Genomic DNA, 14,313 nt, shown 5'->3' on the forward strand with positions numbered 1-14,313 from the left:
GCCGTGAACTGGTGCCCCCTCTTTCGGGGCAGCGCGGGAAGTCACTTGCCGAGGATTTCCTGTTCCTTCGAATGAGCAGCGGCATCGATTTCCTTGATCGTCTCGTCGGTCATCTTCTGCACTTCGGCGCCAAGCCGCTTATGCTCGTCTTCGCTGATCTCGTGCTTTTTCTCGTCGGTCTTGAGGTCATCCATGCCGTCGCGGCGAACGTTGCGGACGGCCACCCGGGCTTTTTCGGCATATTGGCTCGCCAGCTTGGCCAGTTCCTTGCGCCGTTCCTCGGTCAGGTCGGGAATGGGCAGGCGGATCAACTGACCGTCGACGATCGGATTGATACCGATGCCGGCATTGCGGATCGCCTTTTCCACGTGGCCGATATTGGTCCGATCCCAAACCTGGACGGTCAGCAGGCGCGGTTCGGGCACCGATACCGTCGCAACCTGGTTGATCGGCATATTGGCGCCATAGACTTCGACCTGGATCGGGTCGAGCAAGGCGGTCGATGCCCGGCCTGTCCGCAGTCCCGCCAGGTCGTGCTTCAGGACTTCCAGAGCGCCGTGCATCCGGCGGTTGATGTCATTCTTGTCGTAGGCGGGCATCCTCTACTCCTCGTTCTGAACGATCGTCGCGGTTCCTCGCCCGGCCAGGACCTCGGCGAGGTTGCCCGGCTGGCGGATGTTGAACACGACAATCGGAATATTATTATCGCGGCACAGCGCCACTGCGCTGGCATCCATCACCTTCAAATCGTCGGCGAGCACGCGATTGAAGCTCAGCGTGTCATAGCGGCTGGCGTCCTGCACCTTCTTGGGATCTGCATTGTAGACGCCGTCGACGCTGGTGCCCTTGAACAGGGCATGACACCCCATTTCAGCCGCGCGCAGGGCAGCCGCGGTATCCGTGGTGAAATAGGGATTGCCGGTGCCGGCGGCGAAAATCACGATGCGGCCCTTCTCCATGTGGCGCATGGCGCGGCGCCTGATGTAAGGTTCGCACACGCTCGACATGGGAATGGCCGACTGGACACGGGTATCGATCCCGATTTTCTCCAGCGCGTTCTGCACGGCCAGCGCGTTCATGACCGTCGCCAGCATGCCCATATAGTCGCCGGTCGCCCGATCGAAGCCCTGCGCGGCCCCGGCAATTCCCCGGAAGATGTTGCCGCCGCCAACGACCAGGCAGAGCTCGTGCCCGGCTTCCTTGGCGGCCGCTATCTCACCGGCCATGCTGGCAACCGTTTCCGGATCGATCCCGAACTGGCCCGGCCCCATCAATGCCTCACCCGACAGCTTCAGCAGGATGCGGTGAAAGCGCGGTCGGGTCATATTGCGGCAGTTCCTCTTTCGTCGGGCCCAGACATGCGAAGGGGCGGATGCGCTCTTACGGCGCACCCGCCCCTCTGCCAACCGTGTAGATTCGGCCCTCCTTGCTCACAAAAGGAATTCGGACCAAAACCCTTCTCGCTGGGGGCAGCCAATGGCCAAGGTCTTCCTGAGCTATGACCGTGACGACACCGAGCGAGCCCGCCCGGTCGCAGCTGCACTGGAAAAGGCGGGCCACGCCGTTTGGTGGGACCTCCATGTCCGCGGCGGCGCGCAATTTTCGAAGGCAATCGAGGAAGCGCTTGAGTCCGCTGACGCTGTCGTCGTCCTGTGGTCCGCAAACTCGATCGAATCCGCCTGGGTTCGTGACGAGGCTTCAGTCGGGCGCGACACCGGGCGGCTGGTTCCGGTCACGATTGACGGAACCCTGCCGCCACTTGGCTTCAGGCAATTCCAGACAATCGATCTGCCGGATCGTGGCGGCTCGCAGCAGATGGCCGCGGTGCACGAAGCCGTGGAATCGCTTGCGGACAAAGGCGCCTCCCCAGCTGTCGAGCCGACGCCAAAGCGGGCACGGCCTCGAGTAAGCCCAAGGCTAGGGCGCGGCCCGTGGCTCGTGTCCGGCATTCTATTGCTGGTGATAGGGCTAACTATCCTGGTGCTGGGATTGATCACTTCACGCCCCTGGCAGGCCAAAGCTGCTGTTCCGTCCGTGACCGTTACCGCTTCCGACCCGAACGCTGAACCGCTCGCCCGTGACCTGCTGGTAAAGCTCACGACACTTCAATCCGCCAAATCAGGGTCGATGCAGCTGAGCGCGTCAGGCGGGAAGGAAGCGGATTTCATATTTCAGGTTTCGGCAGACAGTCAGACTACGCCCGCGGCAAGCCTTATGCTGTTGGCGGGCAAGAATCGGACTGTTCTTTGGTCGGGGGATTTCAGGCAGGGATCGGGTGGGTTCGCCGACCTGAAGCAACAGGCGTCTTACACTGCGGCCCGGGTCCTCGGCTGCGCGCTCGACGGATTTTCTTCGAAAACGACTTCGCTCAAGCCAGCGGTCTTCAAATCCTATCTCAATGCTTGCGCCCTGCTCGACGAAACCTTCTTCGACGACACGAGCCGCGCGTCCGCGATGCTTCTGCAGGTCACAAAGGATGCGCCGGAGTTCAGGCCGGGATGGGCCAAGCTGCTGATAGCGGAAACAAATCGCTATCAGGGCCTGGACGAGCGTGGAAAGGAGCAGGCCGCACCCGAATATCGGCAACTGATTGCGTCAGCGCGAAGGCTTTATCCCAATATTCCCGAAGCAGACGTCGCCGAGATCGAGCTGTTGCCGGGGCGAGACTTCTATGGCGAGGTCAAGCTGATCGACCGCGCGGCAAAAGCCGATCCTGACAATGTATTTGTCCTTGCGGGGCGTTCCCTGGTCATGCTGCTGGTCGGGAGGATGGACGCGGCGGTTGAAGATGCGCGCCACGCCGCCAGCCTCGATCCCCTCTCGCCCGCAATTCGCAGTGCATATCTGCAAGCGCTCATCTATTCCGGCCGAACCGATGCGGCGCGTTCGGAGCTTGCCGAGGCCGAGCGGCTGTGGCCGGACGCCAGTACCATCCTGGACTCTCGATACCGGCTCGATTTGCGCTATGGGAACGCGGCCGAGGCGGCACATGCGCTACTTCTCATCCAGTCGGGCAAGGTCGAAGGAAACCGGACGCAGGAAGCGTTTCTGCGCGCACGGCTTGAGCCAACGAAAGCCAATGTCGATCATGCGGTAGCGCAGGCATTATCGACTTACCGATCCCGGCCGGGGATTAATGAGACAGGGGAGGTTATCGTCACGCTCGGCGAATTCGATCGAACGGCTGAGCTGATCGACGTCCTCTTGGCCACAAGGGACGAGAGGCAATTTCCCTATTTTGTCGAGATGTTGTTCCGCCCGCCGCAGGCGCAGCTTCGCGCTGATCCGCGTTTCATGCAGGTGGCGGCACATCTGGGCCTGCTCGATTATTGGCAACGTAGCGGCGACTGGCCGGACTTTTGCGCTGACCCCGACCTTCCCTATGACTGCAAAAAAGAGGCGGCCAAGCTCAACGCCTGACCGCCCCCTGAATAGTCTGGCCTGGTTGGCTTAAACCACCGGCTCGTCCTTCTTGACGCCGGCCACGGCGGCGACTTCGGCGGCAAAGTCGCTTTCCGCCTTTTCAATGCCTTCGCCCAGCTGGAAGCGCTCGAACGCCTTCAGCACGATCGTGGAGCCGGCGTCCTTGCCGGCCTGGGCGACGACGTCGGCGACCGGGGTCTTGTTGTCGATCACGAACAGCTGGCTCAGCAAGGCATTCTCCTTGCGGAACTTGGCCATCGTGCCTTCGACCATCTTCTCGACGATATTGTCCGGCTTGCCGCTTTCCTTGGCCTTTTCGATCGCAATGGCGCGCTCGCGCTCCAGCATCGCCGGATCGAGGCCGTCGGCGTCCAGCGCCAGCGGGTTGGCCGCGGCGATGTGCATTGCAATCTGCTTGCCCAGCGCGGTCAGCGTGTCGGCCGAAGCGGCACTTTCCAGCGCCACCAGAACGCCGATCTTGCCCATGCCCGGTGCCGCCGCATTATGGACGTAGCTGACTACCGCGCCCTGGGTTACCTCCAGGACGGCAGTGCGACGCAGCGACTGGTTCTCGCCGATCGTGGCAATGTTGTCGGTCAGCTTTTCTTCGACGGTGCCGCCGGTCGGATAGGCAGCTACCCTAAGTGCCTCGACGTCGCCGCCGGTAGCGAGCGCGAGGCCGGCAACGTTGCGGACGAAATCCTGGAACTGCTCGTTCTTGGCGACGAAGTCGGTTTCCGAGTTGACCTCGACGACCGCGCCCTTGGTGCCCTCGACCGCAACTCCGACAAGACCTTCGGCGGCGGTGCGGCCGGCCTTCTTGGCGGCGGCGGCGAGGCCCTTGGCGCGCAGCCAATCGACCGACGCTTCCATCTCGCCGTTATTTTCGGCCAGCGCCTTCTTGCAGTCCATCATGCCGGCGCCAGTGCGCTCGCGCAGTTCCTTCACCGAAGCAGCGGTGATCTCAGCCATGTGATCTTCCTTTGAAACTAAAACCGTTCGCATCGAGCGAAGTCGAGATGCGTCCCTCGACTTCGCTCGGGACGAACGAAAGATGGTGTTCGTCCGCTTAAGCTTCCAGAGCCACTTCGGCCGGCGGCTCAGCCATCTCGCCGATGTCTTCGCCGCGAGCCTGGGCGCCGCCGGTCTTGCCGCTGTTGGCGGCATTGGCGATCGCTTCGCAGTAGAGGCGGATGGCACGGCTGGCGTCGTCGTTGCCCGGTACCGGGAAAGCGATGCCCTGCGGGTTCGAGTTCGAATCCAGAATCGCAATGACCGGGATGCCAAGGACATTGGCTTCCTTGATCGCCAGCTCTTCCTTGTTGGTGTCGATCACGAACATGACATCGGGAAGCCCGCCCATGTCGCGGATGCCGCCGAGCGAGTTCTCGAGCTTGTCGCGCTCGCGGGTCAACTGGAGCACTTCCTTCTTGGTGAGCCCGGCGGTGTCGCCCGACAGCTGCTCCTCAAGGCTCTTGAAGCGCTTGATCGAGTTGGAAATGGTCTTCCAGTTGGTCAGCATGCCGCCGAGCCAGCGGTGGTTGACGAAGTGCTGGCCGCTGACGCGGGCCGCCTCAGCAACCGCATCCTGGGCCTGGCGCTTGGTACCGACGAACAGCACCTTGCCGCCGCGGGCGACGGTCTGCTGAACGAAATCGAGCGCGCGGGCGAACAGCGGAACGCTCTGCGACAGGTCGATGATGTGAACGCCGTTACGGTCGCCGAAGATGTACGGCTTCATCCGCGGGTTCCAGCGGTGGGTCTGGTGGCCGAAATGGGCGCCAGCTTCGAGCAATTGCTGCATCGTGACGACATTGGTCGCCATAGGGATATCTCCTCCGGTTATGCCTCGGTGGAACCGTGTCACCAGCCGTTCGGCTGGCACCGGTATGGTGGTTCCACCTGTGGGATGCGGGGCCCCCTAGCCGATGAAGCCAGCGATTTCAAGCGCTTCCGCGTGGCGGCGCATGTTGGAACGAACACAGAACAAAAATGCTTGACCTGATGAGAACATTATAAGAACATTGGCGGCAACACAGGGAGGAATTGCCGATGTTCGCTACCTTTGTCACCCTTGCCCTGATCAGCTTCGCGATTGCGGGCTTACGCGATCTGGCACGGCAGGATGGAGCCAAGATTATCGCTGCGATGCGGGGTCAGTCCTGGGCGGCCGAGCCGCGCCCCGCTCGCCCGGCTGTGATCCGCATCACCTCGACCTTTACGGAGTCTGGACCGGCCTGGCAGCCAGAGCTGCGCGCCGCTGCTTGACCCGGGCGTAGCTGGCCAGGCTGAAGGGCAGCAAAGCGAGGTACAGCGCCGAAATGCCCAACAGGGTCCACCAGGGCTCGTTGAGAAGCGCGGCTCCTAGCAATGCCACGCCGGCGAGCGCTGAAAGCCGCCAGCCGCGGCGGATTCGGATCGAGCCCCAGGTGTAGGTTGGGACGCTGGAAATCATCAGCATGGCAATGAACAGCGTCCACGGCAGGACCAGTTGCCAATTGCGGAATATCTCATTGCCGCTGATCAGCCACAGATAGACGGGTACGAAGGTCAGCCCTGCCCCGACCGGCGCCGGAACGCCGGTATTGAAGCCGGCTGACTTGTGCGGCTGCTCGTCGATATCGATTCGGGCATTGAACCGCGCCAGTCTGAGCGCGCAGCAAACCGCCAGCGCCAGCGCCGCGATCCAGCCGAACCGCGGCGCATCCTTCAACGACCAGAGAAAGATGATCAGTGCGGGCGCGGTGCCGAACGCAATATTGTCGCTGAGGCTGTCGAGCTCGGCCCCAAATTTGCTCTGGGCACGAAGCAGCCTGGCGATGCGCCCGTCAAAACCGTCGAGCACGCCAGCACCGACGATACAGATCAGCGCCTGGGCCCATTCACCGGTGATCGCGAACCTTACCCCGGTCAGGCCGAAACACAGAGCGAGCGCGGTGATCGCGTTGGGCGCGAATGCCCTGATCGGCAGCCCGCCGCGATCCCCTGCCCCGGTCATTGGCTCCTGCCGCCGCGCTGCGGATCGATTCCAATCTCGCCAATGATCGTCTCGCCGGCGATTGTCCGCTGGCCGAGCAGCACCTGGCTGCCCGTTCCGGCCGGCAGGTAGACGTCGACCCGGCTGCCAAAGCGGATCAGGCCGATGCGCTCGCCGGCCTCGACCCGGTCGCCTTCCTTGACGAAGGACAGGATCCGCCGGGCGACCAGGCCCGCGATCTGGGTGAAGCCGACCTGCGCGCCGTCATCGCGCTCGACCAGGAAATGCTGCCGCTCATTATCCTCGCTGGCCTTGTCGAGATCGGCATTGAGAAATTTGCCCGGGACGTACTGGATCCGGCGCACGGTTCCAGAAATGGGCGAGCGGTTGATGTGCACGTCGAACACACTCATGAAAATCGATACGCGGGTGAATTCGCCGCTAAGGCCGCCCTCACCCGCCAGCTCGGGCGGCGCGGTCACGCGGCTGATCATCGTCACCAATCCGTCGGCCGGGGCCACGATCAGCTTGGGGTCGACCGGCGTGGTGCGCACCGGATCGCGAAAGAAGGCTGCGACCCAGATCGTCAGGCCAACCAGCAGCCAGCCGAGAAAATGGCTCACAATGCTGTAGCTGAGCAAGGCAACGAATGCGGCGATCAGCGTATATTTGCGGCCTTCGGGATGGACCGAAGGGAAGCGCCACTTGACGGTCGTGAGGTGGCTGTTGGGCTTGTCAATTTCGGGCATGGGCGCAGTCCTTAAGAGGAACCGGAACGCCGAGCAATGCGCGACTGTTGCCTATCGCATAACGACTGCCTAAGGCCCGCGCCGACGCTCCAATCCGCACAGGTAAGAAAAATGGCCAAGATCAAGGTGAAGAACCCGGTCGTCGAGCTCGACGGCGACGAGATGACCCGCATCATCTGGCAGTGGATTCGCGAACGGCTGATCCTGCCCTACCTCGATATCGACCTGAAATATTATGACCTCGGCGTCGAGAAGCGCGACGAGACCGACGACAAGATCACGGTCGAAGCCGCCGAGGCGATCAAGCAATATGGCGTCGGCGTGAAATGCGCGACGATCACGCCGGATGAGGCCCGCGTCGAGGAATTCGGCCTCAAGAAGATGTGGAAATCGCCCAACGGCACCATCCGCAACATTCTTGGCGGCACGATCTTCCGCGAGCCAATCGTCATCCAGAACGTGCCGCGGCTGATTCCGGGCTGGACCGATCCGATCGTCGTCGGCCGCCATGCCTTCGGCGACCAGTATAAGGCGACCGATTTCAGGGTGCCCGGCAAGGGCAAGCTCACCATCAAATGGGTCGGCGAGAGCGGCGAAGTGATCGAGCATGAAGTGTTCGACTTTCCCGAGGCCGGCGTCGCCATGGGCATGTACAATTTGGATGCGTCGATCCGCGATTTCGCGCGGGCGAGCCTTAACTATGGGCTGCAGCGGGGCTGGCCGGTCTATCTGTCGACCAAGAACACCATCCTGAAGGCCTATGACGGGCGGTTCAAGGACATCTTCCAGGAAATCTACGACGCCGAGTTCAAGGCGGCGTTCGACAAGGCCGGGATCGAATATCAGCATCGCCTGATCGACGACATGGTTGCCTCCGCGCTGAAGTGGAGCGGCAAGTTCGTCTGGGCCTGCAAGAATTATGACGGCGACGTGCAGTCGGATCAGGTGGCCCAGGGCTTCGGTTCGCTGGGCCTGATGACCTCCGTGCTGATGACGCCGGACGGCAAGACAGTCGAGGCGGAGGCGGCACATGGCACGGTCACCCGCCATTACCGCCAGCACCAGCAGGGCAAGGCCACGTCGACCAACCCGATCGCATCGATCTTCGCATGGACCGGCGGGCTCAAGTTCCGCGGCCGGCTCGACGATACGCCGGACGTGGTTCGCTTCGCCGAGACGCTGGAGCGGGTCTGCGTCGAAACCGTCGAGAGCGGCAAGATGACCAAGGACCTGGCGCTCCTCGTCGGCCCGGAGCAGGCCTGGATGACGACCGAGCAATTCTTCGAGGCGATCCGCGAGAATCTCGAAGCGGCGATGACCGTCGAAGCGGTCGGAGCATAATCGACTCAACCCGCCTGCCGTGCTTCAAGAGGGCATGGCAGGCGGATTCCACATTACCCCGGCGCTCAGCGATACGCTGACCATCCTTGGTGCCGCCGGCATCGTCATTCCCACCTTCGCCCGGTTCAAAATCAACCCGGTCATCGGCTTCATCCTGGTCGGGATAATCACCGGCCCGTTCGCGCTCGGCGCCCTCTCCGACCGCTACCCCTGGCTCGACTGGATATCGATCTCCAACCCGGCAGGGATCGAGCGATTTGCCGAGCTCGGCATTGTCTTCCTGCTTTTTTCGATCGGGCTTGAGCTCAGCTTCCGCCGCCTGGTCGGAATGCGGACGATGGTGTTCGGGATCGGAGCCGCCGAGCTGCTCCTCACCGCCGCACTGATCGGCGGCGCGCTGGTCCTGTTCGGCTGGCAGCTTGAGCCGGCGCTATGGTTGGCGCTGGCGTTGGCGCTGTCGTCCACCGCACTCGTGCTGCCGATTTCGGGCACGCACAGCCAGGTCGGCCGAGCGGCGCTTGCGATGCTGCTGTTCGAAGATCTGGCGCTGGTTCCGATGCTGTTCCTGGTCGGGGCTGCGGGCAAGGCCGCCAGCGGGCTTGGCCTAATCGCGCTTCAGGGAGTGGCAGTGGTCATCGCCATCCTGGTGATCGGCCGTTTCATCCTCCCGGCCCTGTTCGCCCAGGCCGCGCGAGCAAAGAAGCCCGAACTGTTCATGGCCATCACCCTACTCGTGGTCATCCTGTCGGCCGCGGTCAGCGCCTCTGCTGGCATGTCGACCATCATGGGCGCGCTGGTCGCGGGTCTCGTCATCGCGGAGACCGATTACCGCAACGAGGTCGAAGTGGTGATCGAGCCGTTCAAGGGGCTTGCCCTGGGCATCTTCCTGATTTCGGTCGGAATGATGATCGATGTCGGCGCGCTGGTCGGGCAATGGCCAATGCTACTGGGCGCGCTGGCCGGCGTACTGGTGATAAAGGCGATTGTGACCGGCCTGTTGCTGAAATTGGCCGGAGCGTCTCCCGCCGTGGCCCGCGAAACCGGGATCTTGATGGCCAGCCCCTCCGAAACCACCCTGATCGTCCTGGGAGCAGCAGGACTTGCCGGCATCCTTTCAACCGAGACGGTCAGCTTTTGGTCGGCGGCCACCGCCATCGGCCTCACGCTTACCCCAGCATTGGCGAGCATCGGCCGCTACATGGCACGGCGGGTCAGGCAGGCCGACGCCCAGGACGTGGATCTTGGCCCTGCCGCAGGGAAGACGGTGATTTTCGGCTTCGGCCGCGTCGGGCAAATGGTGGCCGACATGCTGGCCGAGCATGACCGGCCCTACCTTGCGATCGACAGCGACATCGATGGGTTTTCTGAAGCGAGAAAGCAGGGCTATTCCGTTATTTACGGCGATGTTTCGAGACGCGAACTGATCGTGAAGCTCGACCTCGACCAGGCCAAGGCCGTGGTCCTGACGATGGACGATCCCGTGTTGACGGCCCGAATAGCGAAACGCCTGAGAGCCGATCATCCGGCAACGCCGATCATTGCCCGGGCACGGGACACCGACCATGCCGCGGCGCTATATCGCGCCGGCGTAACCGATGCGGTCCCGGAAGCATTGGAAGCATCGCTCCAGCTCTCGGAAGCGGTCCTCGTCGACATTGGCGTCGCGATGGGGCCAGTGATCGCCTCGATCCACGAAAAGCGCAGCGAGCTACGCAGCCGGATCATGGAAGCCGGCCAGCTGGACGTCGAGCCTAGCCTTGGGCGGCGCAGGATGCGGGACTCGGTCAGCTCGCCGGAGTGAAGGTCAGCGTTCCCGCGGTGAAGGTCGTATGGGTCGGATTGTCGCCGGGATGGCGCTGCCCGTCATAGACCACCACTTCATGGAAATCGAACGGCGACAGCCCGTCCAGGCAAGCCACGTTGACCCCGAGCTGGTTGGGGTTCGAACGCCGCTTGTGGTGCGTGTAAATGCCACATTGGATGCAGAAATGATGTTCGGCCGTGCGGGTATTGAAGCGGTATGTCGCGAGCTTGTCCGCGCCTTCAACTATCTTGAACCCGTCGTGGGTCGAGGTAACGGCGATCGCACCGCGCATTCGGCAGATGCTGCAGGTGCAGCGCCGGGCCGAAGCCAGTCCAAGTGGCAGTTCCGCCGTAAATTTCACCGCGCCGCAATGGCATTGGCCGTTGAGTGTGAGCGGATCGTTCGACGTGACGTCAATCATGCCGCGACCTTTTCAAGGGCCTCCCGCACGGCCTGAAGCGCTTCCTGGGCCCTGGACCCATCCGGCCCGCCGCCTTGGGCCATATCCGGCCGGCCACCGCCGCCCTGTCCGCCCAGCGCCTCTACCGCGGCCTTGACCAGTTCGACCGCGCTGACCTGGCCGGCGAGGTCTTCGGTCACGCCGACGGCCACGCTGCCGCGTCCTTCGTTGACGGCCACCAATGCAGCCACGCCGCTGCCGAGCCGCTGCTTCATGCCATCGATTTCGCTCCGCAGGCTCTTGGGATCGAGCCCTTCGACGACCTGCCCCAGGAAGGCGTGACCGCCGACCTGCTCCGGCCCGGCGGCTTCGTCCTTGGACCCGCCACCGCCGCCCATCGCCAGCGCCCTTTTGGCGTCGGCCAGCTCGCGCTCCAGCTTGCGGGCATTCTCGACCAGCGCGGCGACGCGGGCCGGAACCTCTTCCGGGGACGCCTTTAATGCCGCAGCGGTTTCCCTAAGCTTCTCGTCGCGCGAGTTGAGCCATTGGCGCGCCACCTCGCCGGTCAGCGCCTCGATGCGACGGACCCCGGACGAAACGGCACTTTCGGAAATGATCTTGAAGATACCGATGTCGCCGGTCGCGGCGACGTGGGTGCCACCGCACAGCTCGACCGAATAATAGCGGCTGTCGTCTTCGCGCCCCATGCTGAGCACGCGAACCTCGTCGCCATATTTTTCGCCGAACAGGGCAAGCGCGCCAGACTGCACCGCCTCGTCGGGCGTCATCAGCCGGGTGACGACCGGCTCATTGGCGCGGATTTCGGCGTTCACATCGGCTTCGATCCGGGCGATTTCCTCGGTCGTCAGCGCCTGGGGGTGCGAAAAATCGAACCGCAAGCGGTCAGGAGCGACCAGGCTGCCTTTCTGGGTCACATGCTCACCAAGGCGGTTACGCAGCGCGGCATGGAGGAGGTGCGTCGCGCTATGATTGGCACGGGTCGCGGTCCGCCGTTCGACGTCGACCTTCTGCTGCAGCACGTCACCGACATTGACCGCCCCTTTGGCGACCTTGGTCCGAAGCGCGTGAAGCTTTCCAAGCGGCTTCGAAGTAGCCTCAACAATTCCTTCGAAGCCAATGAGGGAGCTTAGTTTTCCGGAGTCGCCGACCTGCCCGCCGCTTTCGGCATAGAAGGGCGTCTGGTTCAATATGATGGTGACCGTGTCGCCTTCCTTGGCCTCGTTTACGCGGAGCCCGTCCTTGATCATTTCGAGCACGACGCCTTCGCCGTCATGGCCGGAATAGCCGGTAAATTCGGTCGGCCCGAGCGCTTCGACGATGTCGTACCAAAGATCGTCGGACGCCTTTTCGCCCGAGCCCTTCCAGGCCGCGCGAGCAGCGGCTTTTTGCTCAGCCATGGAAGCGTCGAAGCCGGCCCGGTCGACGTGCAACCCGCGGGCGCGAAGCGCATCCTCGGTCAGGTCGTACGGAAAGCCGAAGGTGTCATAGAGCTTGAAGGCGGTCTCGCCCGGCAAGGTGCCCCCGTCGCTCATGGCGGAGGTCGCCTCGTCGAGCAGCTTGAGGCCGTTGGCCAGCGTCTGGCGGAAGCGGGTTTCCTCCTGGAACAGCGTCGCCTCGATCAGCGGCTGGGCACGGATGAGCTCGGGGAATGCGCTGCCCATTTCCGCCACAAGTTCGGGGACCAGCCGGTACATCAGCGGATCCTTGGCGCCGAGCAGATGGGCGTGGCGCATGGCGCGGCGCATGATTCGGCGAAGGACATAGCCCCGCCCCTCATTGGCCGGGAGAACTCCGTCGGCGACCAGGAAGCCCGAAGCGCGAAGATGGTCGGCGATGACCCGGTGGGAGGCCTGCTGATCGCCTTCGGCGCGGGTCCTGGTCAGCTCCTCGCTGGCGGCGATCAGCGCCTTGAACGTGTCGGTGTCATAATTGTCGGTGACGCCCTGAAGCACGGCCGCCACCCGCTCGAGGCCCATGCCGGTGTCGATGCTTTTCTTGGGCAGTTCGGAGACGATTTCGCCCGCCGCCTGTTCGAACTGCATGAACACGAGGTTCCAGATCTCGACGAACCGGTCACCGTCCTCATCGGGCGATCCCGGAGGTCCGCCGGGGATATGGTCGCCATGGTCGAAGAAAATCTCGGAACAGGGGCCGCATGGGCCGTCATCGCCCATCGCCCAGAAATTGTCCTTTGTGGGGATGCGGATGATGCGGCTTTCCGGCAGCCCGGCAACCTTCTTCCACAAGTCATAGGCTTCGTCGTCGGTGTGGTAGACCGTCGCGGTCAGCCGGTCGGGATGAAGCCCCCACTCCTTGGTGATCAGCGTCCAGGCATGGTGGATCGCCTGCTCCTTGAAATAGTCGCCGAAGGAGAAATTCCCCAGCATTTCAAAGAAGGTGTGATGGCGCGACGTGTAGCCGACATTGTCGAGGTCATTATGCTTGCCGCCGGCGCGGACGCACTTCTGACTGCTGACCGCGGTCGAATATGGACGCGTTTCCAGCCCGGTGAAGACATTCTTGAACGGCACCATCCCGGCGTTGACGAACATCAGGGTCGGATCGTTGTGCGGAACCAGTGGCGCCGACTGCACCCGCGCGTGGCCGTTCTTCTCAAAATAGTCGAGGAAGCTGCGGCGGATGTCGTTAGTCGATGTCATGCCGTGTCAGATACGGTTCTTGCTGCAACGCGGCAAGACGTGCCGTCATTGCGGCGGGGGCGGGTCCCAGTCGCCGGCTAGGCAGGAATCGACGCCATGGCGCGGGATAAAGCCGAGCTCTCTGGCCGCTAGCCCCCCATCGTAGATGCGGTCGATCGAATTGGGAGGTTGCCAGCCCTTTCGCGCCATCCGCTCGATCAGGCCGGGGCAGCGACGCTTGATGACCGCTGAAGCTTCGCGAGCCAATTCTTCGCAATCATCGCGCCGGAAAGGCGTCGCGCCACTGATCACATAGGTTGCAGGGGGTCCGGACCGTTCGAGCGCGAGCGCATGCGCCTCGGCCACGTCGCGGCGGTCGATGCCACGATACAGCCGATACCACGCCATGTCCGGCGCAGGCTCGGGGAAGCAACGCGACATGCGCAATGACGTCACGGTCATCTTCCCGCCTGCCGAGGCCACCAATCGCTCGCCGTCGAATTTGGTTTGGTCGTAAATGTCGCGCGGCTCCGGATCGAGCCGTTCGTCGACCCAGACCGACACGCCGTCGGGCTCCAGCGCATGGCCGTAGAGCGAGGTGGTGCTGGTCAGGACGAAATGGCCGGCACCGGAATCAACGGCCAGGTCGAGCAGCCTTGCGGTCGCCTTGACATTGGTCCGGTGGAAATCGGCGTCGCTGCGGCTGCCCACGTGAGGCGCATGTAGCGCCGCGGTGTGGACGATTGCGTCAATGGTCCCCAGCCGATGACGCCACTCCGCCACATCGTGGCAGTCGCCGACGATGCTAACCTGCGTGCCGGGCCGCAGGTCGAGGCCGATGACGTCATGTCGGGCGGCCAGCCGGGCCACGACCCCGCTGCCGATCAACCCCGCCGCACCGGTTACCAGGACGCGCATTTCCCTCCCCTAATTGCCTCCGCGCCAAAGCCTGATTAGGC

13 protein-coding genes are annotated in these 14,313 nt (G+C 63.2%); 4 read left to right on the top strand and 9 right to left on the bottom strand.

Annotated features, from left to right (window positions below; all coding sequences use genetic code 11):
• Positions 1 to 41: 41 nt before the first annotated feature.
• The gene (gene frr, locus LZ518_RS04055; RefSeq protein WP_249914746.1) at positions 42 to 599 is read right to left on the bottom strand and encodes a ribosome recycling factor; all 558 of its coding nucleotides are present in this window, start codon (positions 597 to 599) and stop codon (positions 42 to 44) included.
• A gap of 3 nt (positions 600 to 602) precedes the next feature.
• Positions 603 to 1,325, bottom strand: a complete 723-nt coding sequence (pyrH, locus tag LZ518_RS04060) for a UMP kinase (RefSeq protein ID WP_249914747.1) — start codon at positions 1,323 to 1,325, stop codon at positions 603 to 605.
• 151 nt (positions 1,326 to 1,476) lie between these two features.
• On the opposite strand from pyrH, the gene LZ518_RS04065 reads away from it, so the two are divergent.
• Positions 1,477 to 3,420, top strand: a complete 1,944-nt coding sequence (locus tag LZ518_RS04065) for a toll/interleukin-1 receptor domain-containing protein (RefSeq protein ID WP_249914748.1) — start codon at positions 1,477 to 1,479, stop codon at positions 3,418 to 3,420.
• A 30-nt stretch (positions 3,421 to 3,450) separates the two neighbouring features.
• Here LZ518_RS04065 and tsf read toward each other — a convergent pair whose 3' ends face one another.
• The gene (tsf, locus tag LZ518_RS04070) at positions 3,451 to 4,395 is read right to left on the bottom strand and encodes a translation elongation factor Ts (protein WP_249914749.1); all 945 of its coding nucleotides are present in this window, start codon (positions 4,393 to 4,395) and stop codon (positions 3,451 to 3,453) included.
• Positions 4,396 to 4,492: 97 nt separating this feature from the next.
• Positions 4,493 to 5,248: a 30S ribosomal protein S2 gene (gene rpsB, locus LZ518_RS04075; RefSeq protein ID WP_249914750.1), complete on the bottom strand. Its 756-nt coding sequence runs from the start codon at positions 5,246 to 5,248 to the stop codon at positions 4,493 to 4,495.
• A 227-nt stretch (positions 5,249 to 5,475) separates the two neighbouring features.
• On the opposite strand from rpsB, the gene LZ518_RS04080 reads away from it, so the two are divergent.
• Positions 5,476 to 5,691 carry a hypothetical protein gene (locus LZ518_RS04080; RefSeq protein WP_249914751.1) on the top strand — a complete coding sequence of 72 codons (216 nt, stop codon included), beginning with the start codon at positions 5,476 to 5,478 and terminating at the stop codon, positions 5,689 to 5,691.
• Here LZ518_RS04080 and LZ518_RS04085 read toward each other — a convergent pair.
• The gene (locus tag LZ518_RS04085; protein WP_249914752.1) at positions 5,642 to 6,421 is read right to left on the bottom strand and encodes a CDP-alcohol phosphatidyltransferase family protein; all 780 of its coding nucleotides are present in this window, start codon (positions 6,419 to 6,421) and stop codon (positions 5,642 to 5,644) included. The genes LZ518_RS04080 and LZ518_RS04085 overlap by 50 nt on opposite strands.
• Positions 6,418 to 7,149: a phosphatidylserine decarboxylase gene (locus tag LZ518_RS04090; protein WP_249914753.1), complete on the bottom strand. Its 732-nt coding sequence runs from the start codon at positions 7,147 to 7,149 to the stop codon at positions 6,418 to 6,420. Before LZ518_RS04090 ends, LZ518_RS04085 begins: the two co-directional genes overlap by 4 nt.
• Before the next feature lie 111 nt (positions 7,150 to 7,260).
• Between LZ518_RS04090 and LZ518_RS04095 the strand changes: the two genes are divergently transcribed.
• Positions 7,261 to 8,490, top strand: coding sequence for an NADP-dependent isocitrate dehydrogenase (locus LZ518_RS04095; protein ID WP_249914754.1), 1,230 nt, complete (start codon positions 7,261 to 7,263; stop codon positions 8,488 to 8,490).
• A gap of 34 nt (positions 8,491 to 8,524) precedes the next feature.
• The gene (locus LZ518_RS04100) at positions 8,525 to 10,291 is read left to right on the top strand and encodes a cation:proton antiporter domain-containing protein (RefSeq protein ID WP_249914755.1); all 1,767 of its coding nucleotides are present in this window, start codon (positions 8,525 to 8,527) and stop codon (positions 10,289 to 10,291) included.
• On the opposite strand, the gene LZ518_RS04105 is transcribed toward LZ518_RS04100, so the two are convergent.
• Genes LZ518_RS04105 through LZ518_RS04115 form a run of 3 tightly spaced genes read right to left on the bottom strand, consistent with a single transcriptional unit; the run spans position 10,275 to position 14,272 of the window.
• Complete coding sequence (locus LZ518_RS04105; RefSeq protein WP_249914756.1) at positions 10,275 to 10,715, bottom strand: GFA family protein; 441 nt, start codon at positions 10,713 to 10,715, stop codon at positions 10,275 to 10,277. The genes LZ518_RS04100 and LZ518_RS04105 overlap by 17 nt on opposite strands.
• Positions 10,712 to 13,375, bottom strand: a complete 2,664-nt coding sequence (gene alaS / locus LZ518_RS04110; RefSeq protein ID WP_249914757.1) for an alanine--tRNA ligase — start codon at positions 13,373 to 13,375, stop codon at positions 10,712 to 10,714. Before alaS ends, LZ518_RS04105 begins: the two co-directional genes overlap by 4 nt.
• 45 nt (positions 13,376 to 13,420) lie before the next feature.
• Positions 13,421 to 14,272: an NAD-dependent epimerase/dehydratase family protein gene (locus LZ518_RS04115; protein WP_249914758.1), complete on the bottom strand. Its 852-nt coding sequence runs from the start codon at positions 14,270 to 14,272 to the stop codon at positions 13,421 to 13,423.
• Between the last annotated feature and the right edge of the window lie 41 nt (positions 14,273 to 14,313).

It is taken from the genome of Sphingomonas brevis (assembly GCF_023516505.1).
Lineage (GTDB): Bacteria > Pseudomonadota > Alphaproteobacteria > Sphingomonadales > Sphingomonadaceae > Sphingomicrobium > Sphingomicrobium breve.